This is a genomic window from Pseudomonas sp. 18173 (genome assembly GCF_050432945.1).
Classification (GTDB): domain Bacteria; phylum Pseudomonadota; class Gammaproteobacteria; order Pseudomonadales; family Pseudomonadaceae; genus Aquipseudomonas.
In genome coordinates this window covers 88,487-112,174 of record NZ_JBKFTN010000010.1, presented here as the reverse complement: position 1 = coordinate 112,174, position 23,688 = coordinate 88,487, and the positions used below count along the sequence as shown (strand labels likewise).

The following is a 23,688-nucleotide window of genomic DNA, read 5'->3' as shown; positions in this document are numbered from 1 at the left end:
CAGCTGGCATACAGATCGGCCTATAACAGCACGGGGATGCACGCCAGCACGATGTCTACTGCGTGACGCAGCGAGTCGTGGTGGTGATTCGAGTGACCTGCCCGTCTTCACCCCGTACATCACCCAGCACATCGGTTTTATCCATGGCCTGGCAGGTGCGCTCCGGAGGGGGTGGAGTGACTGCCGGAGGAGGCGGCGGACTGGCACAGCCGGCGAGAATCGCCACGCAGAATGCCAGCGACACAGGTGAGATAACGCGTTTCCCAGGAATGTTCATAGGTTGACCCGCGATAAGTGATCGACACATTTTTGTGACAACAAAACCGGCGCGGAAAATCCACACACCTGTCAAAAAAATAAATATTTGCGAATCACTAAGAGCCCAGCCAGTAATCGATGCCAGTAGAGGCTGGCAGTTCTTACATCACCGGGTCAGGGCGGCGACTGATTACACCGTCATTCACTGGTGAACAGTCCCCGTTCCCGCGCCCGGACAATCGCCTCGCTGCGGCTATGCACACCGATTTTCGAATACACCGCCGCCACATTATTGCGCACCGTGTTCGGTGCCAGTTTCAGGCGCGCGGCGATTTCCTTGTCGGCCAGGCCTTCGCATATCAGGCTCAGCACGTCGTGCTCACGGGCGGTCAGGTCAGTGAAGGACACGCCGGGCAATTTCGCTGAGTTGACGCGCTTCACGTTGGCGAGTTTTTCGATCAGCGTGCGGCTGAACCATGAGGCGTCCTTCATCACCTCTTCGACGGCCGCCACCAACTCCAGCTCAGTGCGCTTGCGCTCGGTGATGTCTATCAGCACCAGCAGATGGCCGCGGTTTTCCTGAATGTTCACGGTGTCTGCCGACACCGCGCAATCGATCAGTCCGGCGTTTTTTCGGCGGACGCGCACATCGATGCGGTCCAGGCCTGGGGATTTCGCCAATGCCGCGAAAAGCCGGATGCGCGCGCCCTTGTCGTCGATGAAGTCGATCTGCGCGATGCTCTTGCCGAGGACTTCTTCGCGGGAATACCCGAGGGTATCGAGGAAGGCTTCATTCACATCCAGCACCACTTGATCGCGGGCAGCACAGACCAGGATCGGCACCGGGGACAGGCGAAATGCCTTGGCAAAGCGCTCTTCGCTCTGGCGCAGGGCAGCTTCGACCTTGCGTCGCGGCTCCATGTCGACGAAGGAAAACAACAGGCAGGCTTCGCCGTTGAGCTCCAGCGGCTGGCCGGCCACGATCACTTGCTTGCTGCCACCGTCGGGCAAGCGCAGTTCGGTCTGCATTTGCGGTATGGTCGCGCCTTCGCGCAAGCGCTGCCTGGCCAGCACCTTGTTTTCGGCCTGGTCCAGCACGTCCAGCTCATAGGTCGATGTACCGATCACCTGGTCACGGGTGTAACCGGTCATCTCGAGGAACCCGGGGTTGACCTTGATATAGCGCAAGTCGCTGAGGCGGCAGATCACAGCCGGTGCCGGGTTGGCGGCGATTGGTTTCCGTGGTCGGGACGTCCTGGCTCATTGCGCCTCCACAAGTAGGGTGACCTTGTGAAGAGTAGGACCGCCCGGGATTGCAATAGTGCAACGAGCCTTGTGGGAGCGAGCCTGCTCGCGAAAGCGGTGTGTCAGGTGAAAACCTGACGACTGACACTCCGTCATCGCGAGCAGGCTCGCTCCCACAGAGATCTGCACATTTTCGGGATGTCTGACTAGTGCACGTTAAGCACCGCTTCCAGCCCCGCCAGCTTGTCCGGATTACGCATGATGAAGATCCGGCTCACCCGCCCTGCTTCATCAAAGCCAAAGGTCATCGACGCCGTGATAACGCCGTCGGCCTTGATGACGACACCTTGGGCACCGTTGATTTCAATGGGCAGCCATTCACACGCCTGCCAATAGCTGTGCAACGACTGACCGATGAAATCCAGCACGCGAGCGATACCCGACAGGGTTTCGCGGATGGCCGGGGCCTTGCCGCCGCTGTCGGCGCAGAGTTCAACGTCTTCGCTCAGCATCGCACTCAAGGAAACGGTCGAGCCACTGGCGATAGCGCCGTGAAACGCATTCAGCAATTGCGTTTGACGCACGGGTTCCGGTTGGTAGCGCGCTTGCCCGTTGCCCAGGCTCGCCTTGGCCCGGGACACCAGTTTGCGGCAAGCGGCTTCCTGCACCCCGACCGCATCGGCGACCTGCGGGTAGTCCATGTCAAAGATTTCGTGAAGCAGGTACGCCGCGCGCTCCTTGGGTGTCAGGCGCTCCAGTAGCAACATGAACGCAGTGGACAATGACGAAGCCAGTTCCAGCCGGTGCTCGGGTGAGTCCTGATGGGTGGTGTGAATCGGCTCCGGCAGCCAGGTGCCGAAGTAATCGACCCGGGATGCATGCGCCGAGCGCAGCACGTCGATGCAGTGCCGGGTGCAGGCTGTGGTCAGCCAGGCGGCCGGGGTGGCAATGGAGGCGCGGTCGGCCTCCAGCCACTTGATGAACAACTCTTGCACCGCGTCCTCGGCTTCGGCACGCGAACCGACGATGCGATAAGCCAGGCCAAGCAAAAAGGGCCGGCGCTGCTCGAACACAGTGGCGGCGTTTTCAGCGGTGTTCATCAATCAGTGCCTCGACACTTGCAAGCGGTTCCACAGGTTGATCATGCCGATCTCGGCCGTCAAGGCGCCGATCTGTGCGTCGTTGAAATGCACCCTCAACTCACCGCGCAGGCTGGCGTAATCGGTTTTTTCAGCCAGCAGCGTCAAGGCCTCGGTCCACGCCAGCGCGGCGCGCTCCGAAGCACTGAAATCGCTGACGTGACGCCAGACGATCAGGCGATCCAGGCGCTCATTGGTTTCATTGGTTTCCCGGGCTTCGCGGGTGTGCATCTTCACGCAGAAACCGCACTGGTTGATCTGCGAGGCGCGCAGGTGGACCAAGTGTTTGAGGGAGGGATCGAGATCATGCTGATCGAGCACGACATGGACCTGGGCCAGGCTTTCGAAAACCTGTGGGATCGATTGCAGCAGGTGGACCGGTTGAGTGTTGGACGACATCGCGTTGCTCCACTGATTGAGGGGTTCAACAGGATGACGATTGAGGATTGCCCGTTGTGACGTGCGCCGAACAATTCAGCGCACGTCACTCGGTTCAGGCCGCCGACGCCCCCTCGGCCACCGCCGCCGAAGCCGCCAGCATCGCCCGTAACAGCACCGCACAGCCGGCTGCGAGGTCATCCGGCGCGGCGTTTTCGATTTCGTTGTGGCTGATGCCGCCTTCGCACGGCACGAAGATCATCCCGGCCGGGCCGAGTTCGGCGAGGAAGATCGCGTCGTGCCCTGCACCACTGACGATGTCCATGTGCGAAAGGCCCAGGCCCTGGGCGGCACCGCGCACGGCTTCGACGCAGCCCTTGTCGAAGTACAGCGGCGGGAAGTCGGCGGTTGGGGTCAGTTCGAACGTCAGGCCGTGTTCATCGCAGGTGGTTTCGATGACTTCGCGTACTTCGGCGATCATCGAATCCAGGCGTGCCGGCTCCAGATGACGGAAGTCCAGGGTCATGCGCACTTCGCCGGGGATGACGTTGCGCGAGCCGGGATAGGCCTGCAGGCAACCGACAGTGCCACAGGCGTGGGGTTGATGGCCGAGGGCGGCGCGGTTGACCGCACCGACAATCACCGCGGCACCGACCAGGGCATCCTTGCGCAGGTGCATCGGGGTCGGGCCGGCGTGGGCTTCGACGCCGCGCAGTTTCAGGTCGAACCATTTCTGCCCGAGGGCGCCCATGACCACGCCTATGGTCTTGCGTTCGTCTTCAAGGATCGGGCCTTGCTCGATGTGGGCTTCGAAATAGGCGCCCACCGCATGGCCACTGACCTGACGCGGACCCGCATAGCCGATCGCGTTCAACGCTTGCCCCACGGTGACGCCATCGGCATCGACCTTGGCCAGGGTTTCCTCGAGGGTGAATTTTTCCGCGAACACGCCGGAACCCATCATGCACGGGGCAAAGCGCGAACCTTCTTCGTTGGTCCAGACCACCACTTCCAGCGGCGCCTCGGTTTCGATGTTCAGGTCATTGAGGGTGCGCAGCACTTCGACGCCGGCCAGTACACCGAAGCAGCCATCGAACTTGCCGCCGGTGGGCTGGGTGTCGATGTGGCTGCCGGTCATCACCGGCGGCAGGTCGGGATTGCGCCCGGGGCGACGGGCGAAGATATTGCCGACGGCGTCGATGCTGATGGTGCAGCCGGCGTCCTCACACCATTTGACGAAGATGTCCCGGGCCTGGCGGTCGAGATCGGTCAGGGCCAGGCGACACACGCCGCCCTTGACCGTGGCGCCAAGCCTGGCCAGTTCCATGAGCGACTGCCACAGGCGGTCGCGGTTGATGTGCTGATGGCTGGACTGCAGAACGTCGACGGCAGCGTTCATGATGATCTCCTCAGGCTGTTCTTGTGTGTTTCTTCAGGCAGTTCGGTGGTGTATGCGCGGCCGTCTTCGCGAGCAAGCCCGCTCCCACAGGGGAATGCATTCCAAATGTGGGAGCGGGCTTGCTCGCGAAGGGGCCAGTGTTTACACCGCAGATTTCGCGACAGACGGACTCGGCCGCATCACACTCAACCCGTAATAAATCACCCCCCCAAGCGCCGAGCCGGTAAACCAGCCGTAGCTGTAGAACCAGTTGAAGGCATCGCTGCCCAGGGACAGCAGCGTCAACACCACCGGCACGCCGAAGGCCAGGAAGCCGCACCAGTTCCACGCCGGGTACACGTCATCGCGATACAGACCGGCAAGGTCCAGTTGCTGTTTCTTGATCAGGAAATAGTCCACCACCATGATCCCGGCAATCGGCCCCAGCAGGCTCGAATAGCCCAGCAACCAGTTGGAATAAACGGTTTCCAGACTGAGATCCGAGACGATCAGGCCAAGCTTTTTCAGCAGTTCATGGGCCATCAACGCCAATCCGACGAACCCGGTAAGCAGCACGGCGTTGGTGCGGTTGATCACCTTGGGGGCGATGTTCTGGAAGTCATTGGTCGGCGACACGATATTCGCTGCGGTATTGGTCGACAACGTGGCGATGATGATCAGCGCCATTGCCAGTGCGACCCACACCGGGCTCTGGATATGGCCGATCAGAGTCACCGGATCGGAAACCGTCACGCCCACCAGCTTCACCGAGGCCGCGGTCATCACCACACCCAGGGAGGCAAACAGGAACATGGTCAGCGGCAGGCCGATGATCTGCCCGACAATCTGATCCTTCTGGCTTTTTGCGTAGCGGCTGAAGTCCGGAATGTTCAGTGACAGCGTGGCCCAGAAGCCGACCATCGCGGTCAGCCCGGCGGCGAAGTAACTGGCCACCCCGGCGCCTTCGGGACGTTTGGCCGGAATCGCCAGCAACTCGGTCATCGAAACGTTCGGCATGGCCCAGACCAGCAGCCCTACGCCCACCAGCACCAACAACGGTGCGGACAGGGTTTCCAGCCATTTGATCGACTCGGCGCCGCGAATCACCACCCACAGGTTCAGCGCCCAGAACACCATGAAGCCGATGACCTCGCCCGTGCCGCCCAGGGACTTCCAGCCCTCGAACACCGAACCGAGGAACAGGTGAATCGCCAGCCCGCCAAACATGGTCTGGATGCCGAACCAGCCACACGCCACCAGGGCGCGGATCAGGCACGGAATGTTGGAGCCGAGCACGCCGAAGGACGAGCGCAGCAACACCGGAAAGGGAATGCCGTACTTGGTGCCGGGAAAGGCGTTGAGCGTCAGGGGGATCAGCACGATGATGTTGGCCAACAGAATCGCCAGCAGCGCTTCACCGACGGTCAGGCCGAAGTACGCGGTCAACACCCCGCCGAGGGTGTAGGTCGGCACGCAGATCGCCATGCCCACCCATAAGGCGGTGATGTGCCATTTGTTCCAGGTGCGTTCGCGCACCTTGGTCGGTGCAATGTCATGGTTGTAACGGGGACTGTCGAGGACATCGCTGCCGGCTTCCAGCTCAAACAAGCCGTCGCGCTCGGTCACTTGCGATCTGATCTGTTGCATGGCCGCTCCACTGTTCTTTGAATTATTTTTTGCTCATCGCAGGCTCGCGGCATCAATAAACGTGCCGGGTGCCCCGCTTGCGCATCGGGCAGTTCCATAAACACTTTATAAGCAACTGATGTTCATCAGTTTTATTGGGTCATCGATGCAGTCCTCAGTTGCATGTCTTGCCACTCGGGCCGAATGCCAACCCCGTTGTCAAAACCGTCAGGACTCAATCTGGTGCGTTGATCTTTTTTCGATGGCTGCGCATCGATCATGGACCCAGTTCAAACAGCTGATTTCACGTAAGAAATCTTGACCATATTTGGATCCTGTCAAGTGCGTCAAAATGGTGAACGGCCTCACCATTTTGGTGATTTAACTAATTAATCGTTAATTATCAATTAGTTAATAACAGCATAAGCTTATAAAAAATATTCTTGCCGATTCGGGAAACTGCAGCTAGCGTTTATTCCTGACAGCACTGACAGGATTTATTCCGGACGGGCTGTTTTTATGCTGTTTTTATATAGAACATCTAGAACCGGCATAAGCCGGTCAATGCCTGCGAGGAACTCGGAATGTCTCTGTTGATCCGTGGCGCCACCGTTATTACCCATGATGAAAGTTATCGCGCCGATGTGTATTGCGCAGACGGCGTGATCAAGGCCATCGGCGACAATCTCGATGTACCCGCGGGGGCCGAAGTGCTCGACGGCAGCGGTCAATACCTGATGCCCGGCGGCATCGACCCGCACACCCACATGCAACTGCCCTTCATGGGCACCGTGGCCAGCGAAGACTTCTACAGTGGCACGGCGGCGGGACTGGCCGGCGGCACCACCTCGATCATCGATTTCGTGATTCCCAACCCGCAGCAATCCTTGCTCGAAGCCTTCCACCAGTGGCGCGGCTGGGCCGAGAAGTCGGCGTCGGACTATGGCTTTCACGTCGCCATTACCTGGTGGAGCGAACAGGTTCGCGAGGAAATGGCCGAGCTGGTCAGCCAGCACGGCGTTAACAGCTTCAAGCATTTCATGGCCTACAAGAACGCGATCATGGCCGCCGATGACACCCTGGTGGCGAGTTTCGAACGCTGCCTGGAACTGGGCGCGGTGCCCACCGTTCATGCGGAAAACGGTGAACTGGTGTATCACCTGCAACGCAAGCTGATGGCCCAGGGCATCACCGGGCCGGAAGCGCATCCGCTGTCGCGGCCGTCACAGGTTGAAGGCGAGGCCGCGAGCCGGGCGATCCGCATCGCTGAAACCCTGGGTACGCCGTTGTATCTGGTGCACGTCTCGACCAAGGAAGCCCTGGATGAAATCACCTACGCCCGGGGCAAGGGCCAGCCGGTTTACGGCGAAGTGCTGGCCGGGCACCTGCTGCTGGACGACAGCGTCTACCGTGATCCGGACTGGCAAACCGCAGCCGGTTATGTGATGAGCCCGCCGTTCCGCCCTCGCGGCCATCAGGAAGCGCTCTGGCATGGCCTGCAATCGGGCAACCTGCACACCACCGCCACCGACCACTGCTGCTTCTGCGCCGAGCAAAAGGCCGCGGGCCGCGACGACTTCAGCAAGATCCCCAACGGCACCGCCGGCATCGAAGACCGCATGGCGGTGTTGTGGGATGAAGGGGTGAACAGCGGACGCTTCTCGATGCAGCAATTCGTCGCGCTGACGTCCACCAACACGGCGAAGATCTTCAACCTCTACCCACGCAAAGGCGCGATCCGCGTCGGTGCCGATGCCGACCTGGTGCTGTGGGACCCGCAAGGCACGCGGACCATTTCCGCCAAGACCCACCATCAGCAGGTGGACTTCAACATCTTCGAAGGCAAGACCGTGCGCGGCGTGCCCAGCCACACCATCAGCCAGGGCCGCGTGGTCTGGGCCGACGGCGACCTGCGGGCCGAGCGTGGCGCCGGGCGCTACATCGAACGGCCGGCGTACCCGGCGGTGTTTGATTTGCTGAGCAAGCGGGCCGAGCAGCACAAGCCCACTGCTGTGAAACGCTGAAATCGAGGCCTTCGGCCTTCGCGAGCAAGCCCGCTCCCACAGGGGAACGCATTCTAGATGTGGGAGCGGGCTTGCTCGCGAAGAGGCCGGCACAGACAACAAAAAAACAATGCCCATCAGAGGCAGCACCTCAATCACCGTGAGGCCAATACCGTGATCAAGACACTGGACCATCTCCCGCATCCCTACGAAGACGCAGCCGCCCTCGCCGGCCACTTCACCGATCTGGCGCCACCGTTCAACGAGCGCCAGGCTAACCTGGAAGCCTCGCGCTGCCTGTATTGCTACGACGCACCCTGCGTGAATGCCTGCCCGAGCGAAATCGACATTCCCTCGTTCATCCGCAACATTGCGCAGGACAATGTGCAAGGCGCCGCGCAGAAGATCCTCTCGGCCAACATCCTCGGCGGCAGTTGCGCCCGGGTGTGCCCGACGGAAATTCTTTGCCAGCAAGCCTGCGTGCGCAACAACGCCCACGAGTGTGCGCCGGTCATGATCGGCCTGTTGCAGCGCTACGCCGTGGACAATGCCCACTTCAGCAGCCATCCGTTCCAGCGTGCTGCCGCCACCGGCAAACGCATCGCCGTGGTGGGCGCAGGTCCCGCCGGCTTGTCCTGCGCCCACCGCAGTGCCATGCACGGGCACGACGTGGTGATTTTCGAGGCGCGGGAAAAGGCCGGCGGTCTCAACGAATACGGGATCGCCAAATACAAACTGGTGGATGACTACGCGCAACGGGAGGTTGAGTTCCTGCTGGAAATCGGCGGGATCGAAATTCGCCACGGGCAGAAGCTCGGGGAGAACCTGACCTTGAGCGAACTGCAGCAACAGTTCGATGCGGTGTTCCTCGGCCTAGGACTCAATGCCAGCAAACAACTGGGCCTGGCCCACGAAGATGCACCCGGCCTGCTCGCCGCCACCGACTACATCCGCGAACTGCGCCAGGCCGATGACTTGACCCGACTGCCCCTGGCCGACCATTGCATCGTCCTCGGCGCCGGCAACACCGCCATCGACATGGCGGTGCAAATGGCCCGCCTCGGTGCCCGTGACGTGAACCTGGTGTACCGCCGCGGCGCCGAAGACATGGGCGCCACCCATCACGAACAGGACATTGCCAAGGCCAGTCAGGTACGGCTGATGACCTGGGCGCAACCGGAAGAAGTGCTGCTCGATGACCACGGCCGTGTGCGCGGCATGCGTTTCGCCCGCACCCATCTGGTCGAAGGTCGCCTGCAAACTACCGGCGAGACCTTCGAACTGGCTGCCGACGCGATCTTCAAAGCCATCGGCCAGGCCTTCGACAGCAGCGCCCTCGCCGATCCGCTGGCCCGTGAACTCAAGCGTCAGGGTGAGCGCATCGAAGTCGACGAAAACCTGCGCACCAGCATCCCCGGCGTGTATGCCGGCGGCGACTGCACCAGCCTCGATCAGGACCTCACCGTGCAAGCGGTGCAACACGGCAAACGCGCCGCCGAGGCGATCAATGCTCAACTGATGCTCAACGTGGAGGCTGCGTAAATGGCCGATCTGTCGATTGTCTTCGCCGGCATCAAAGCACCCAATCCGTTCTGGCTGGCCTCCGCGCCACCCACCGACAAAGCCTACAACGTGGTCCGCGCCTTCGAGGCGGGCTGGGGCGGAGTGGTCTGGAAAACCCTGGGTGAAGACCCGGCTGCAGTGAACGTGTCGTCACGCTACTCGGCGCACTTCGGGGCCAACAGGGAGGTACTGGGTTTCAACAACATCGAGCTGATCACTGACCGCTCACTGGAGATCAACCTGCGGGAAATCACCCAGGTCAAAAAGGACTGGCCGGACCGTGCGCTGATCGTGTCGTTGATGGTGCCCTGCGTCGAAGAATCCTGGAAAAACATCCTGCCGCTGGTGGAAGCCACCGGTGCCGACGGCATCGAACTGAACTTCGGTTGCCCCCACGGCATGCCGGAACGGGGTATGGGCGCAGCGGTCGGCCAGGTGCCGGAATACGTGGAACAGGTCACCCGCTGGTGCAAGACTTATTGCTCTTTGCCCGTGATCGTCAAGCTCACGCCGAACATCACCGACATCCGTGTCGCCGCCCGCGCGGCCCACCGTGGCGGCGCTGATGCGGTGTCGTTGATCAACACCATCAACTCGATCACCAGCGTCAACCTCGAACGCATGGTCGCCAACCCCATGGTCGGCAGCCAGAGCACCCATGGCGGCTATTGCGGTTCGGCCGTCAAGCCGATTGCCCTGAACATGGTCGCCGAAATCGCCCGTGATCCGCAGACTCAGGGCCTGCCCATCAGCGGCATCGGCGGCATCGGCAACTGGCGCGACGCCGCGGAATTCATCGCCTTGGGTAGCGGCGCGGTACAGGTATGCACGGCGGCGATGCTGCATGGCTTCCGGATTGTCGAAGACATGAAGGACGGCCTGTCACGCTGGATGGACAGTCAGGGCTACGCCAGCATTTCGGAGTTTTCGGGGCGTGCGGTGGCCAACACCACGGACTGGAAGTACCTGGACATCAACTACCAGGTGATCGCGAAGATCGATCAGGAGGCGTGCATTGGCTGTGGTCGTTGCCATATCGCCTGCGAGGACACCTCGCACCAGGCCGTGGCCAGCCTCAAGCAGGCGGATGGCACTCACAAGTATCAAGTGATCGATGAGGAGTGCGTGGGCTGCAACCTGTGCCAGATCACCTGCCCGGTGCAGGACTGCATCGAGATGGTGCCGGTGGAGACTGGCAAGCCGTTCCTGGACTGGAACCATGATCCGAGGAATCCGTATCATGTCAGCCCTTGAAATCTATAGCGCCCGAGCCGACGCCTTCGCGAGCAAGCCCGCTCCCACATTTGGAATGCATTTCAAATGTGGGAGCGGGCTTGCTCGCGAAGAGGCCAGCAGCCACACCACCCAACCTCACGGTTCCAACCCGATCCCCCGCAAAATAACACTGGTCACCGTCTGCACCGCTTTCTCAAATTGCATGTCCGACAGCGGTTGATGGTCGTTGAGAATGTTCACCTGGTGATCGAAGTCGGCGTAGTGCTGGGTCGAGGCCCAGATCATGTACAGCAGGCTCGACGGTTCCACCGGCAGGATGCGTTTGTCGTCCACCCACTGGCGGATTTTCGCTTCCTTCATCTTGGCCCAGTCGTACAGGCTCGCGTCCAGCGCTGCGCCGAGGGTCGGTGCGCCGTGGATGATTTCGTTGGCCCAGACTTTCGAACCATAGGGCCGGCTGCGGGAATGGTTCATCTTGGCGCGGATGTAGCTGCTGAGCACCACTCGCGGGTCATCGAACATCTCGAAACACAGGGCGTCCTGCTTCCACACTTCCAGCAAATCGAACAGCACTGCGCTGTACAGTTCGGTCTTGGTGCTGAAGTAGTAATGCAGGTTGGAACGCGGCAGCTGCACTTCGGCGGCGATGTCGGCCATCGCTGTGCTGCCGAAGCCCTTTTCAGCGAAGACTTTTTCCGCCCCCAGCAGAATTTTCTCGACGTTACTGCGACGAATCTCGATCTTGTGATTGCCCATGCGGGTCCCCGACAACAGCGTTGAACAAGACTAGCATCCGCTCTGGACCGCGGCGACAGGGGAAAACGAAACTTCGTACAGCCGCTGTCGTAACGCTAAACTCTGCGCATCTGGAAACTGCCTGAGGAACTCATGATGCTGTTCAAGAAAACCCTGACCGTCGCTACCCTGCTCGGCTCGCTGCTCGCCGCTTCTTCGGTGTTTGCCCATGCGCACCTGAAAAGCCAGACACCGGCCGCCGACAGCACCGTGACCGCGCCAACGCAATTGCGCCTGGAGTTCTCCGAGGGGGTTGAGGCCAGTTTCACCAAAGTCACCCTGACCAGGGATGGCGCACCGGTGGCGGTCAAGGCGCTGACCACCGAAGGCATCGACAAGAAGACCCTGATCGTCACCCCGGCCGCACCCTTGACCGCCGGTGCCTACAAGGTCGAGTGGCACGCCGTGTCGGTCGACACCCACAAAAGCGAAGGTGCCTACGCCTTCAAGGTTGGCCAGTAATTCATGGCGAGCGCGCTGGTGCTGTGCCGCTTCCTGCATTTCATCGTGGTGCTGATGCTGTTCGGGGCCTGGGTGTTTCGGCCGTTACTGGCCAATGGCGAAACCGCACTGGACCAGCGGCTGGCACGCACCTCCCGTTGGCTGGCCGTGGTGGCGCTGGGTAGCGGTGTGTGCTGGTTGTTGCTGGTTACCGCAAGCATGGCTGGCGCCTGGGACGCGGCCTTTGATCCGCCGACCCTGCAGCTGGTGCTGGGCAATACCTTTTTCGGCCAGGTCTGGCGCTGGCATTTGCTGATCAACACGGCGTTGGTGGTGCTGTTGCTGACACCGCTACGCGCCAGCCTTGCACCACGCCTGACCCTCAGCGGTCTGCTGCTGGCTACGCTGGCCCCGGTCGGTCACGGCGCCATGCTCGATGGCACCGCCGGGCATTTGCTGATCCTCAACCAACTCGTTCACTTGATCTGCGTGGGTGCCTGGCTCGGCGGCTTGATGTTGCTGGTGATGATTCTGCGACAGCCTGAGGGGCATTCGATCCGCAAGATGTTGCAGCGCTTCAGCGGCGTCGGTTACGGGTTGGTTGCCGGGCTGCTGATCACCGGACTGATCAATGTGCGGGTGCTCACCGGGGCCTTCTGGCCAACGCCGCTGTTCAGCGGGTTCGCCTTGATCCTGTTGATCAAGGCGCTGCTGGTGGCCTCGATGCTGGGCCTGGCGTTGCTCAATCGCTTGCGGATCAATGAATGCGAGCAGCGTCTGCAAAGCCTGCGCACCAGCGTGATGCTGGAGTGGATGCTGGGGCTTGGCGCAGTGGCTGCGGTCTCGCTGCTGGGCACCCTGCCCCCGATGATTTCCAGCTGACAGTCCATCCCCCTTGTAGGAGCGAGCTTGCTCCTGCGGATTTCTTCGACAGCCGGTCTGGCGCCGCTAGTCATCGTATAACTTCCGGTTGACAACCCTCAAAAATCCCGCAAATATCGCCCCTCGATGTTGTACGACGACGTATGACACCAATAAAAACAACAAGAAACATGGGAGCGTCACAGTGAGCAAGCTCGTCCGCAATACGTCCGCCCGTACTTCACGTCCAAACCTTTCCCGTCGTCATACCCTGAGCCTGATCGGCTGCGGCAGCCTGGCCCTCGCCCTGCCCATGACCGGCCATGGCGAAGGTTTCACCGACGACGCCAAGGCCACGCTGAACCTGCGTAACGCCTACTTCAACCGCAACTTCACCAACCCGGCCTACCCCCAGGGCAAGGCTGAAGAGTGGACGCAAAACTTCATACTCGATGCCCGGTCCGGGTTCACCCAGGGCACCGTGGGCTTCGGTGTGGATGTCTTGGGCCTGTACTCGCAGAAGCTCGACGGCGGCAAAGGCACCGGTGGCACGCAGCTGTTGCCGATCCACGACGATGGCCGCCCTGCCGACAACTTCGGCCGGCTCGGCGTGGCGCTCAAAGGCAAGGTGTCGAAGACCGAATTGAAGGTCGGCGAATGGATGCCGGTGCTGCCGATCCTGCGCTCCGACGATGGCCGCTCGCTGCCGCAAACCTTCCAGGGCGCTCAGGTGACATCCAGCGAAATCAGTGGCCTGACGCTGTACGGCGGTCAATTCCAGAAAAACAGCCCGCGTAACGACGCGAGCATGGAAGACATGTTCATGAACGGCAAAGCGGCGTTCACCTCTGACCGTTTCAATTTCGGCGGCGGTGAATATGCGTTCAATGACAAACGCACGCAGGTCGGCGTCTGGTACTCGGAACTGACTGACATCTACCAGCAGCAATACTTCAACCTGATCCACACCCAGCCCGTCGGCGACTGGACCCTGGGCGCCAACCTGGGCTATTTCATCGGCAAGGAAGACGGCAACGCGAAGGCCGGCGACCTCGACAACAAGACCGCGTTTGCCATGCTCTCGGCCAAATATGGCGGCAACACCTTTTATGTCGGCCTGCAAAAACTCACCGGTGACGACGTGTGGATGCGGGTCAACGGCACCAGCGGCGGCACCCTGGCCAACGACAGCTACAACTCCAGCTATGACAACGCCAGGGAGAAATCCTGGCAGCTGCGCCACGACTACAACTTCGTCGCCCTCGGCATTCCCGGCCTGACCCTGATGAACCGCTACATCAGCGGTGACAACGTGCATACCGGCGCCATCACCGACGGCAAGGAGTGGGGCCGCGAGTCCGAACTGGCCTACACCGTACAGAGCGGCCCGCTGAAAAACCTCAACGTGAAATGGCGTAACGCGAGCATTCGCAGGAACTTCAGCACCAACGAGTTCGACGAGAACCGGGTTTTCATCAGCTATCCGATTTCGTTGTTGTAAATCGCGGACATCAACACCAAGCCCCTGTAGGAGCGAGACTGCTCCGGGCGGCGTTCCGACGATGGTCGCCAACGATAACGCTGGCTGGCAGGTGCCCCGCGGCGTTCTCGGGTTCATCGCGAGCAAGCTCGCTCCTACAAGAGGAGGCATTCCGAATCAGAAGATTGACCCCCAACAGGCCTGAAATGACCCTCTGTCATTTTCAACCAATGTTGCGTTGACAAGAGCCGGAAAGCCTAACGATACTCCAGCTTAGTCATACGACAACCTACAACAAATCGATAACAACAACCGCGTGTCCAGGATTCCCATGACGACCACTCCAACCTCCCGCATCCCTTTCAATCGCCTGCTGCTGACCGGCGCCGCCGGTGGCCTCGGGAAAGTCCTGCGTGAAAGCCTGCGCCCTTACGCCAATGTGATTCGCCTGTCGGATATCGCCGACATCGCACCCGCCATCGATGATCGCGAAGAAGTGATGCCGTGCGACCTCGCCGACAAGCAAGCGGTGCATCAACTGGTCGAAGGCGTGGACGCCATCCTGCATTTCGGCGGTGTGTCGACCGAGCACTCGTTCGAAGAGATCCTCGGCGCCAACATCTGCGGCGTGTTCCACATCTACGAAGCGGCGCGCCGCCACGGTGTGAAGCGGGTGATCTTCGCCAGCTCCAACCATGTGATCGGCTTCTACAGGCAGGACGAAGTCATCGACGCCCACTCCCCTCGTCGCCCGGACAGTTACTACGGCTTGTCCAAGTGCTATGGCGAAGACATGGCCTCGTTCTACTTCGACCGCTATGGCATCGAGACCGTCAGCGTGCGCATCGGCTCTTCGTTCCCGGAGCCGCACAACCGCCGGATGATGAGCACCTGGCTGAGCTTCGGCGACCTGACCCAATTGCTCGAACGCGCCTTGTACACCTCGAATGTCGGCCACACCGTGGTCTACGGTGCGTCCGACAACAAGGACGTCTGGTGGGACAACCGCTACGCCACCGCTCTGGGTTATGTCCCAAAGGACACCTCCGAAGTGTTCCGCGAAAAAATCGAAGCCCAGCCGATGCCAGCCGCCGATGATCCGGCGCGGCTCTATCAAGGCGGCGCCTTCTGCGCAGCCGGCCCGTTCGGTGATTGAACCTTCGCGCCTCACTTGATCCCCACGAAAAAACCAAGGGAATGCGTTGCCATGCAAGCCGAATTGATTGTCGATGCCCGCAACGCGGTCGGTGAAAGCCCGGTCTGGGTGCCTGAGGAAAACGCCCTGTACTGGGTCGATATTCCCGCCGGCAGTCTACAGCGCTGGAGTGCCGAAACCGGGCAGGTGGATACCTGGACAACACCTGAGATGCTCGCTTGCATCGTCCGTCATGCGGACGGCAGCTGGGTCGCCGGAATGGAAAGCGGCTTTTTCCACCTGCACCCGCGCAACGACGGCAGCCTCGACAGTCAACTGCTGGCCCACGTCGACCATGCCCGCAGCGACATGCGCCTCAACGATGGTCGCTGCGATCGACAGGGCCGCTTCTGGGCCGGCAGCATGGTGCTGAACATGGGTGCCAACGCCGCCGACGGCACGTTGTATCGCTACAGCGCCGGGCAACGCGGGCCGATCGATGCCCGACTGGGCGGGTTCATCGTGCCCAACGGCCTGGGTTTCAGCCCGGACGGGCGCACGATGTACCTGTCCGATTCCCATCCGCTGGTCCAGCAGATCTGGGCCTTCGACTACGACATCGACACCGGCACCCCTTCGCGTCGCCGCGTGTTCGTGGACATGCACCAGTACAGCGGTCGCCCTGACGGTGCGGCGGTCGACGCCGAGGGCTGCTACTGGATTTGCGCCAATGACGCCGGGTTGATCCACCGTTTCACCCCTGACGGCCGACTGGACCGTTCCCTCGCCGTACCGGTGAAAAAACCCGCCATGTGCGCCTTCGGTGGCTCTCGCCTGGACACCTTGTTCGTGACCTCGATCCGCCCCGGCGACGATCATGACCCTGCGTCACTCGCGGGTGGGGTGTTCGCGCTCGATCCTGGCGTGAAGGGATTGCCGGAACCGCTGTTTCAGGATCAGAGATGAACATGATGCCCACGCTTCTCGAACTCGAAGATGAACTCACCCGCCTCACCCTCGCCCCGGAACTCGGTGCCAGCATCGTCAACTGGGCAGTCCGCGACACCGGGCAACCCTTGTTGCGGCACAGTGACGCCCATGCCCTGCACACCGGTCTGCCCGGCAAACTCGGCTGTTTTCCCCTGATCCCCTGGTCCAACCGCATCGCCGAAGGTGGTTTCGCTTGCCCCGACGGCTGGCTGGCGCTGACGCCCAACAGCCTCACCGATCCGCTGCCGATTCACGGCAGCGCCTGGCAACAGCCGTGGGACGTGATTGCCCGATCCGAAAATGAAGTGATCCTGCAACTCGTCAGCGCAACGCCTTTCGCCTACCGCGCCCGGCAACGTGTGCATTTGAGCGCGGGCAAGCTGAGCATCGAACTGCAGGTCACGCACCTGGCAGAAAAGCCGGCGTGGCATGGCTTGGGACTGCATCCGTACCTGCCGCGAACACCGGATACCCAACTGCAGGCACCGGCCCGGCAGGTGTGGTTGTGCGACGGGGCAAAACTGCCGACAGCACTCAGCACATTACCGGTCGAATGGGATTTTCAACAACTCAAGGCATTGCCCGAAACGCTGGTGGACAACGGTTTCTGCGAATGGGACGGCCATTGCCTGATCCGCCAGCCGGACCTTGGCCATGAACTGCAATGCCGGGCCACCGGTAGCGATTACTACCTGCTGTATTGCCCGGTCGGACTGGATTTTTTCTGCATCGAACCGGTGAGCCACCCGGTCAACGCGCACCACCTGCCCGGCCGGCCAGGGTTGCGTTTACTGGAACAGGGTCAGTCCACCGAGCTGGGTTTCACCTTGCAGTATCGGCCGCTTCAGGCGGACGTCCCCAACAGTTGACTCAACACCGCTCGCAACTTGCCGGGCTTCACCGGTTTGTTCAGCAACGGTGCATTGAGTCGCTGCAAGGCGCGCCGACAATGGTCGGTACGGTCGGCCGTAATGATCACCGCAGGTATGTTCCGGTGGAAATGCTCGCGCAAATGTCGCACCACATCACAGCCGACCACCCCGTGATCGAGATGATAGTCGGCAAGAATCAGCTCCGGCGCCTGCCCGCGTAACGTCGCCAGCGCAGACGCTTCATCGGTGGCGGTCAGAACGTCGCAACCCCACTGCCCGAGCAACGCGCTCATGCTGTCGAGAATGCTCACTTCGTTGTCGATCACCAGCAGACGGCGACCCGGCAGCGGGTTGCCGGTGCCCGGTTGTGGTACCGCCCGGCTCACGGGTAACGGAACCTCACGAGATATCGGCACCTCGATGCTGAACATCGAGCCACGGCCCGGCAACGAGTACACGCCGACTTTATAGCCGAGGATCTTGGCGATGCGCTCGACAATCGCCAGCCCCAGGCCCACGCCCTTGCGGTCGGCGGCGCGGCCGACGTCCAGCTGGTTGAACTCGAGGAAGATCGAATCGAGCCGGTCAGCGGCGATGCCACGCCCGGTGTCCCAGACCTCCAGGCGCAACATCTCGCCTCGGCGCCTTGCCCCCAGCAGGATGCTGCCTTCATCGGTGTAGCGGCAGGCATTGCTGAGAAAATTGCGCAGGATCCGCGTCATCAGGCGCAAGTCGGTGCTGATGGCGTAATCGGCCATGCGCACCCGCAGGTTCAAGCCGGCCGCCTGCGCGACGGACTGAAACTCCGAGACCAGCGGCCCGAGCAGTTCGTCGAGGCGGTACGGCGCAATGTCAGGCTTGACTGCGGCCTGGTCGAGCCGGGAAATGTCGAGCAGGTCCGTCAGCAGGTCTTCGGCCCCTTCCAGGGCCTGGTGAGTGCGTTCCACCAGCACCTGTTCGGATTCCGGCAACTTGCGTTCGCGCAAGGTCGAAATCAGTAACCGTGCGGCGTTCAGCGGTTGCAGCAGGTCGTGGCTGGCGGCGGCGAGGTATTTGTCCTTGCTGTGATTGGCGGCCTCGGCGGCATCGCGGGCATCGCGCAAGGCTTCGGCGATCTGTTTACGCTGGATGATCTGCTGCTGAAGGTTGCGGTTGGCTTCGAGCAGTTCATTGGTGCGCGCGACGACGCGCAGTTCCAGTTCGTCATTGAGTTGCTGCAGGCGTTGCTGGGCCTGCTTGCGCTCGGTGATATCGGAAACGAACCCCTCCACCAGCCCTTCCTGGCCGGGCTTGAGCAGCAGGTTCATCAACACATCGAGGTGACTGCCGTCCTTGCGCCGCAAGCGGGTTTCATAGCCGTGCAGGCTGCGCTGGTGCCTGAGGATCTCGCCGATGTCTTCCAGCTCCTGCGCGCCGTCGACAAACAGGGTGCTGGCCAGGTCAGTCAGGGAGAACAGCACCTCCTGCGGATCCTGGTAGCCCAGCATGCGTGCCAGCGCCGGGTTGGCGGCACGCATGCCATCGTGCAGGCTAGCCTGGAAGATCCCGTGCACCGCGTTTTCGAACAGCCACTTGTAGCGATTACGCTCGGCCTCCAGATCATCCAGGCGCGCAGCCAGTTCCGGGTAATGACTCTTGCGCGCCGAATGGCTGCCCAGCCCCAGCAGCCCGGCCAGGGCCCGTTGTTGCTCGTCAGAGGGCTTCGCCATAGACGACCTCGACATCACGCTGGCTGGATTCGCGCGGGTTGGTCAGGATGCACGGATCGTCCATGGCATGTTGCGACAGGAACGGAATGTCAGAGGTCCTGACGCCGTGCAAACCAAGGGTTTCGTGAAAGCCGATGGCATGCTTGAGGGCGATCAGGTGTTCAACCAGACGCCCGCAGATCTGCCGGTGGTTGAGGCCCCGGCAGTCGATGCCGAAAGTCTCGGCGATCACCTTGAAGCGCTCCGGTGCCGAGTTGTAGTTGAAGGCCACCACGTGCTCGACGAGCACCGCATTGCACAGGCCGTGGGGCAGATCGAGAAAGCCGCCGAGGCTGTGAGACATGGCATGCACGGCGCCCAGGATTGCGTTGGAAAATGCCAGCCCGGCCTGCATGCTGCCGAGCATGATCTTCTCGCGCAGGGCGATGTCAGCCGGATTGGCGATCATCTGCACCAGGTTGCCATTGATCAGGCGCATCGCTTCCAACGCGTGAGGGTCGGTCAGCGGCCCGTGGCCGGTGGACACGAACGCTTCGATGGCATGCACCAACGCGTCAATGCCAGTACAGGCCGACAGGAACGGGTCCATGCTCAAGGTAGTTTCCGGGTCGATCAGCGAAACGTCCGGCACCACCGCCTTGCTGACGATGGAGAACTTCATGCGTTCCTGCTGGTTGGAAATGATCACGAATTGCGAGACGTCGGCCGAGGTGCCGGCCGTGGTCGGAATCAGGATCAGTGGCGGGCTGGGCACGCGGATGGTGTCCACGCCCTCGAATTCGAGAATGCTGCGGCCATGGGCGACGACGATACCGATGCCCTTGCCGCAGTCCATCGGGCTGCCGCCACCGACGGCGACGATCACGTCGCAGTGGTTTTCCCGGTACAGCTCGGCACCGCGCATCACCTCTTCGACCCGCGGGTTGGGCGAGACATCGCTGTAAAGGCAGTAGTCGATGCCCAGCGCCTGCAGGCTGGCTTCGACATCGGCGACCCAGCCGGCGGCAATCACGCCGGGATCGCTGACCACCAGGACCTTGCGCGCGCCAAAGGTCTTGGCATAGTTGCCGACATTGTGCCGGCTACCGGCACCGAAGATGATTTCAGGCGAAACGAATTTACGCAGCTGGTTGAGACTCTGGCTCATTGGAAAGCCTGTTTTTATTGTTTTGGAAGGTACAAGCCACACTAAACCATCCGGCTGCGAATGCAATCAGACCAATGGGTAGCACTGATTTTGGATTCACCGCAGATCCCTGTGGGAGCGGGCTTGCTCGCGAAAGCGGAGTGTCAGTCACCCTCTCTATTGACTGACAGGGCCTCTTCGCGAGCAAGCCCGCTCCCACAGGGGATATGTGTCGCCAGACTAGCCGCGATAGATCAGCCGCGACGCTTTCTCATTGCGCAATGTCAGGTGTTCCATCCCCAACCCTGGTGTCTCGGCTTCTTCGCGAGCCTTGAGGATCACACCGTGGTGCGCAGACTTGCTGCACACCGGGTCGGCATTGGTGGCATCACCGGTCAACATGAACGCCTGGCAGCGGCAGCCCCCCAGGTCCTTGTGCTTTTCGTCACAGGAGCGGCACGGCTCCTTCATCCAGTCATCGCCGCGAAAACGGTTGAAGCCGAACGAGTCGTTCCAGATGTGCTCGATGCTGTGCTCGCGCACGTTGGGAAACTGTACCGGCAATTGCCGGGCGCTGTGGCAAGGCAACGCCGTGCCATCGGGGGTGATGTCGAGAAACAGGTTGGCCCAGCCGTTCATGCAGGTCTTGGGACGCTCTTCGTAGTAGTCGGGGGTGACGAAGATCAGCTTGCACGGGTGACCCTGTGCCTCAAGCCGTTGGCGATATTCGTTGGTGATGCGCTCGGCCCGTTGCAGTTGTTCGCGGGTCGGCAGCAGGCCGACGCGATTGAGTTCGGCCCAGCCATAGAACTGGCACGTGGCCAGTTCGACAAAGTCCGCTTCCAGCTCCAGGCACAGCTCGATGATCTGCTCGATCCGGTCGATGTTGTGCCGATGGGTGACGAAGTTCAGCACCATCGGATAGCCCTGGGCTTTCACCGCCCTGGCCATCGCGAGTTTCTGGGCGAAGGCCTTGCGCGAGCCGGCCAGCATGTTGTTCACCGCTTCATCGGCGGCCTGGAAGCTGATCTGGATATGGTCCAGCCCGGCCACCTTGAAGTCGCGCACCTTCTGCTCGGTCAAGCCGATGCCGGAGGTGATCAGGTTGGTGTAGTAGCCCATGTCCCGGGCGGCGTTGATCAGTTCGGCGAGGTCCTGGCGAACCAGCGGCTCGCCACCGGAAAAGCCCAATTGCGCAGCGCCCATGTCCCGCGCTTCACGGAATACGCGGATCCATTCCTCCGTGCCCAGTTCCTCGCCGTGCCGGGCAAAATCCAATGGATTGGAACAGTACGGGCATTGCAGCGGGCAGCGGTAAGTCAGCTCGGCGAGCAGCCACAACGGCGGTCCGGGCTGCGTCTCACTCGATCCAGAATTGCGCATGGGCCACCTCCAGAAACGCCAGCACGTCTTCGTCGATCCCCGGTACGCCGGGGAAATTCGCGCTCAATCGCTCAATGATCGCCGCCACGCTACGCTGGCCGTCCACCAGGTCGAGAATCTGTCCGGCACTGCTGTTGAGCTTGATCATGCCTTCGGGGTACAGCAACACATGGCAGGCCTGACGGGGCTCCCATTGCAGGCGAAAACCGCGACGCAAGGCCGGTGACTGCTGGCGACTGATCAGGCTCACAGGGCGATCCCCCGGTGCCAGACGTTGTCGTCGGTGACCGTATGATACGGCGGGCGCGCAAGCTCAAAGGCCATGCTCATGGCATCGAGCATGCTCCACAGCACGTCGAGCTTGAATTGCAGAATCTGCAGCATGCGTCGTTGCCCCTCGGCCGTCACGTAGTGCGCCAGGGTGATGCGCAAGCCATGCTCGACATCGCGCCGCGCCTGGCTCAGGCGCGTGCGGAAATAGTCGTAGCCTGCGACGTCGATCCAAGGGTAGTGGGTGGGCCAGGCGTCGAGTCGCGACTGATGGATCTGCGGGGCAAAGAGTTCGGTCAGCGAACTGCTGGCCGCTTCCTGCCAGCAGGCGCGACGGGCGAAATTGACGTAGGCGTCCACTGCAAACCGCACCCCGGGCAACACCAGCTCCTGGGACAGAATCCGCTCGCGATCAAGCCCCACGGCTTCGCCCAGGCGCAGCCAGGCTTCGATACCGCCCTCGCTGCCGGGGACGCCGTCGTGGTCGAGAATCCGTTGCAGCCATTCCCGGCGCACGTCACGGTCCGGGCAGTTGGCCAGAATCGCGGCGTCTTTCAGGGGAATGTTGACCTGGTAATAGAAGCGATTGGCAACCCAGCCCTGGATCTGCTCACGGCTGGCGCGTCCGGCGTACATGGCCTGGTGGAACGGATGATGGATATGGTAGTAGGCGCCCTTGGCGCGCAGGGCGGCTTCGAATTCTGTGGGGGGCATTGCGTTGTCAGTCATTGCGGTTCTCCGGAAAGTTTTGCGGCGTCTGGTCTGGCCTCTTCGCGGGCAAGCCCGCTCCCACAAGGGGTCGGTGTGAACACAATTTTCATGTACACCAGAAATCCAGTGTGGGAGCGGGCTTGCCCGCGAAGGCGTCAGTCGCTACAACACAATGTCCATGCCGTCATAAGCCACTTCGATCCCCCGCCGCTCCAGCAGCGCCCGCTCGGCCGAGTTCTCATCAAGGATCGGATTGGTGTTGTTGATGTGGATCAGCACCTTGCGCTGGCGGTTGAAACCCTCCAGCACTTCAAGCATCCCGCCGGGGCCGCTTTGTGCGAGGTGCCCCATTTCGCTGCCCAGGCTCTGGCCGACTTCGCAGATACGCATCTCATCGTCACGCCACAGGGTGCCGTCCAGCAGCAGGCAATCGGCACGCTGCATCCAGCCCAGCACTTCATCGTCGATTTGCCCAAGGCCCGGTGCATAGAACAGCGAGGCGCCGTTGCGCAGGTCTTCAATGAACAGGCCAATGGTGTCGCCCGGTTGCGGGTTGCCGCGATTGGGTGAATACGGCGGCGCGTTGCTCACCAGGGCAATTGCACGGAATTGCAAATGCTCGCAGGCCGGGATGCCGAACGGCTGGCGATCGAGGCCGACCGGTTGCCATTGCAATCCGCCATTCCAATGCCCAAGCATGTCGAACAACGGGAAACCACTGCTCAGATCCTGATGCACGCGCTCGGTGCACCACACCGCATGCGGGCAGCCTTCGCGCAGACTGAGCAAACCGGTGCAATGGTCGATCTGGCTGTCCAGCAGCACGATGCCGGCGATGGCGCTGTCGCGCAGTCGCCGCGCCGGTTGCAGGGGCGCAAAACTCTCCAGTTGCGCGCGAATGTCCGGTGAAGCGTTGCACAGCACCCACGCCACACCGTCGTCACTCAGGGCAATCGACGACTGTGTACGGCGCTGTGCCTGGAGGCTGCCATTGCGCACGCCGGCGCACTGGCGGCAATTGCAGTTCCACTGTGGGAAGCCACCGCCGGCTGCTGAACCGAGAACGCGGATGTACATGGCAGATGCTCC

20 protein-coding genes and 1 pseudogene are annotated in these 23,688 nt (G+C 61.5%); 9 read left to right on the top strand and 12 right to left on the bottom strand.

From position 1 onward, the window contains the following. Positions 1-456 precede the first annotated feature (456 nt). The 5 genes and pseudogenes from ACLD1X_RS13610 to ACLD1X_RS13590 form a co-directional block, all read right to left on the bottom strand. Positions 457-1,491, bottom strand: a pseudogene (locus ACLD1X_RS13610) (helix-turn-helix transcriptional regulator); the annotation flags it as partial. Positions 1,492-1,709: 218 nt separating this feature from the next. After that, positions 1,710-2,603, bottom strand: coding sequence for an RNA polymerase sigma factor SigJ (gene sigJ, locus ACLD1X_RS13605; RefSeq protein WP_429368360.1), 894 nt, complete (start codon positions 2,601-2,603; stop codon positions 1,710-1,712). Between the two features lie 3 nt (positions 2,604-2,606). After that, the gene (locus tag ACLD1X_RS13600; protein WP_429368358.1) at positions 2,607-3,041 is read right to left on the bottom strand and encodes a carboxymuconolactone decarboxylase family protein; all 435 of its coding nucleotides are present in this window, start codon (positions 3,039-3,041) and stop codon (positions 2,607-2,609) included. A gap of 94 nt (positions 3,042-3,135) precedes the next feature. Then, positions 3,136-4,419, bottom strand: coding sequence for a Zn-dependent hydrolase (locus ACLD1X_RS13595; RefSeq protein WP_429368356.1), 1,284 nt, complete (start codon positions 4,417-4,419; stop codon positions 3,136-3,138). Between the two features lie 141 nt (positions 4,420-4,560). Next, a complete protein-coding gene (locus tag ACLD1X_RS13590) occupies positions 4,561-6,045 on the bottom strand; it encodes an NCS1 family nucleobase:cation symporter-1 (RefSeq protein ID WP_429368354.1) in 1,485 nt (494 codons plus the stop codon). Positions 6,046-6,608: 563 nt separating this feature from the next. Between ACLD1X_RS13590 and hydA the strand changes: the two genes are divergently transcribed. The 3 genes from hydA to preA all read left to right on the top strand — a co-directional run bounded on the left by hydA (position 6,609) and on the right by preA (position 10,844). After that, positions 6,609-8,048 (top strand): dihydropyrimidinase, encoded by a 1,440-nt coding sequence (gene hydA / locus ACLD1X_RS13585; protein ID WP_429368352.1) that lies wholly within the window; start codon positions 6,609-6,611, stop codon positions 8,046-8,048. 153 nt (positions 8,049-8,201) lie between these two features. Further along, a complete protein-coding gene (locus tag ACLD1X_RS13580) occupies positions 8,202-9,569 on the top strand; it encodes an NAD(P)-dependent oxidoreductase (protein ID WP_429368350.1) in 1,368 nt (455 codons plus the stop codon). Further along, complete coding sequence (gene preA / locus ACLD1X_RS13575) at positions 9,570-10,844, top strand: NAD-dependent dihydropyrimidine dehydrogenase subunit PreA (protein ID WP_429368348.1); 1,275 nt, start codon at positions 9,570-9,572, stop codon at positions 10,842-10,844. It abuts the gene before it with no gap. 117 nt (positions 10,845-10,961) lie between these two features. Here the strand turns inward: preA and ACLD1X_RS13570 are convergent, their stop codons facing one another. Next, complete coding sequence (locus ACLD1X_RS13570) at positions 10,962-11,582, bottom strand: TetR/AcrR family transcriptional regulator (RefSeq protein ID WP_008017494.1); 621 nt, start codon at positions 11,580-11,582, stop codon at positions 10,962-10,964. Positions 11,583-11,717: 135 nt separating this feature from the next. Between ACLD1X_RS13570 and copC the strand changes: the two genes are divergently transcribed. From copC to ACLD1X_RS13540, 6 genes are all read left to right on the top strand, one after another. Next, positions 11,718-12,083 carry a copper homeostasis periplasmic binding protein CopC gene (copC, locus tag ACLD1X_RS13565; protein ID WP_429368345.1) on the top strand — a complete coding sequence of 122 codons (366 nt, stop codon included), beginning with the start codon at positions 11,718-11,720 and terminating at the stop codon, positions 12,081-12,083. A 3-nt stretch (positions 12,084-12,086) separates the two neighbouring features. Next, on the top strand, positions 12,087-12,944 hold the full coding sequence (copD, locus tag ACLD1X_RS13560) for a copper homeostasis membrane protein CopD (protein ID WP_429368343.1): 858 nt from the start codon (positions 12,087-12,089) through the stop codon (positions 12,942-12,944). 184 nt (positions 12,945-13,128) lie between these two features. Further along, positions 13,129-14,424: an OprD family porin gene (locus tag ACLD1X_RS13555; protein WP_429368341.1), complete on the top strand. Its 1,296-nt coding sequence runs from the start codon at positions 13,129-13,131 to the stop codon at positions 14,422-14,424. A 310-nt stretch (positions 14,425-14,734) separates the two neighbouring features. Next, entirely contained in the window at positions 14,735-15,559 is an 825-nt protein-coding gene (locus tag ACLD1X_RS13550; protein WP_429368339.1) for an NAD-dependent epimerase/dehydratase family protein, read from the top strand. Positions 15,560-15,610: 51 nt separating this feature from the next. Then, positions 15,611-16,504, top strand: a complete 894-nt coding sequence (locus ACLD1X_RS13545; RefSeq protein ID WP_429368337.1) for an SMP-30/gluconolactonase/LRE family protein — start codon at positions 15,611-15,613, stop codon at positions 16,502-16,504. 2 nt (positions 16,505-16,506) lie between these two features. Further along, a complete protein-coding gene (locus ACLD1X_RS13540) occupies positions 16,507-17,397 on the top strand; it encodes an aldose 1-epimerase (protein ID WP_429368504.1) in 891 nt (296 codons plus the stop codon). Here ACLD1X_RS13540 and ACLD1X_RS13535 read toward each other — a convergent pair. From ACLD1X_RS13535 to pqqB, 6 genes are all read right to left on the bottom strand, one after another. Then, positions 17,373-19,109, bottom strand: coding sequence for a PAS domain-containing hybrid sensor histidine kinase/response regulator (locus tag ACLD1X_RS13535; protein ID WP_429368335.1), 1,737 nt, complete (start codon positions 19,107-19,109; stop codon positions 17,373-17,375). The two genes, ACLD1X_RS13540 and ACLD1X_RS13535, sit on opposite strands and share 25 nt — an antisense overlap. Further along, positions 19,093-20,256: an alcohol dehydrogenase-like regulatory protein ErcA gene (gene ercA / locus ACLD1X_RS13530; RefSeq protein WP_429368333.1), complete on the bottom strand. Its 1,164-nt coding sequence runs from the start codon at positions 20,254-20,256 to the stop codon at positions 19,093-19,095. The genes ACLD1X_RS13535 and ercA overlap by 17 nt, the downstream gene beginning before the upstream one ends. A gap of 219 nt (positions 20,257-20,475) precedes the next feature. Continuing rightward, on the bottom strand, positions 20,476-21,618 hold the full coding sequence (gene pqqE / locus ACLD1X_RS13525) for a pyrroloquinoline quinone biosynthesis protein PqqE (RefSeq protein WP_429368331.1): 1,143 nt from the start codon (positions 21,616-21,618) through the stop codon (positions 20,476-20,478). Beyond that, positions 21,596-21,868 carry a pyrroloquinoline quinone biosynthesis peptide chaperone PqqD gene (gene pqqD / locus ACLD1X_RS13520; RefSeq protein WP_429368329.1) on the bottom strand — a complete coding sequence of 91 codons (273 nt, stop codon included), beginning with the start codon at positions 21,866-21,868 and terminating at the stop codon, positions 21,596-21,598. The genes pqqE and pqqD overlap by 23 nt, the downstream gene beginning before the upstream one ends. After that, on the bottom strand, positions 21,865-22,617 hold the full coding sequence (gene pqqC, locus ACLD1X_RS13515; RefSeq protein ID WP_429368328.1) for a pyrroloquinoline-quinone synthase PqqC: 753 nt from the start codon (positions 22,615-22,617) through the stop codon (positions 21,865-21,867). Before pqqC ends, pqqD begins: the two co-directional genes overlap by 4 nt. 144 nt (positions 22,618-22,761) lie before the next feature. After that, positions 22,762-23,676, bottom strand: a complete 915-nt coding sequence (pqqB, locus tag ACLD1X_RS13510) for a pyrroloquinoline quinone biosynthesis protein PqqB (protein WP_429368326.1) — start codon at positions 23,674-23,676, stop codon at positions 22,762-22,764. Positions 23,677-23,688: the final 12 nt, after the last annotated feature.

Coding starts and splice junctions, on each gene's coding strand:
- ACLD1X_RS13570 (WP_008017494.1), bottom strand. CDS start 11,582: ATGGGCAATCACAAGATCGAGATTCGTCGCAGTAACGTCGAGAAAATT.
- copC (WP_429368345.1), top strand. CDS start 11,718: ATGCTGTTCAAGAAAACCCTGACCGTCGCTACCCTGCTCGGCTCGCTG.
- preA (WP_429368348.1), top strand. CDS start 9,570: ATGGCCGATCTGTCGATTGTCTTCGCCGGCATCAAAGCACCCAATCCG.
- ACLD1X_RS13535 (WP_429368335.1), bottom strand. CDS start 19,109: ATGGCGAAGCCCTCTGACGAGCAACAACGGGCCCTGGCCGGGCTGCTG.
- hydA (WP_429368352.1), top strand. CDS start 6,609: ATGTCTCTGTTGATCCGTGGCGCCACCGTTATTACCCATGATGAAAGT.
- ACLD1X_RS13595 (WP_429368356.1), bottom strand. CDS start 4,419: ATGAACGCTGCCGTCGACGTTCTGCAGTCCAGCCATCAGCACATCAAC.
- sigJ (WP_429368360.1), bottom strand. CDS start 2,603: ATGAACACCGCTGAAAACGCCGCCACTGTGTTCGAGCAGCGCCGGCCC.
- pqqC (WP_429368328.1), bottom strand. CDS start 22,617: ATGACTGACAACGCAATGCCCCCCACAGAATTCGAAGCCGCCCTGCGC.
- pqqB (WP_429368326.1), bottom strand. CDS start 23,676: ATGTACATCCGCGTTCTCGGTTCAGCAGCCGGCGGTGGCTTCCCACAG.
- ACLD1X_RS13550 (WP_429368339.1), top strand. CDS start 14,735: ATGACGACCACTCCAACCTCCCGCATCCCTTTCAATCGCCTGCTGCTG.
- pqqE (WP_429368331.1), bottom strand. CDS start 21,618: ATGCGCAATTCTGGATCGAGTGAGACGCAGCCCGGACCGCCGTTGTGG.
- ercA (WP_429368333.1), bottom strand. CDS start 20,256: ATGAGCCAGAGTCTCAACCAGCTGCGTAAATTCGTTTCGCCTGAAATC.
- ACLD1X_RS13600 (WP_429368358.1), bottom strand. CDS start 3,041: ATGTCGTCCAACACTCAACCGGTCCACCTGCTGCAATCGATCCCACAG.
- ACLD1X_RS13545 (WP_429368337.1), top strand. CDS start 15,611: ATGCAAGCCGAATTGATTGTCGATGCCCGCAACGCGGTCGGTGAAAGC.
- ACLD1X_RS13540 (WP_429368504.1), top strand. CDS start 16,507: ATGATGCCCACGCTTCTCGAACTCGAAGATGAACTCACCCGCCTCACC.
- ACLD1X_RS13590 (WP_429368354.1), bottom strand. CDS start 6,045: ATGCAACAGATCAGATCGCAAGTGACCGAGCGCGACGGCTTGTTTGAG.
- copD (WP_429368343.1), top strand. CDS start 12,087: ATGGCGAGCGCGCTGGTGCTGTGCCGCTTCCTGCATTTCATCGTGGTG.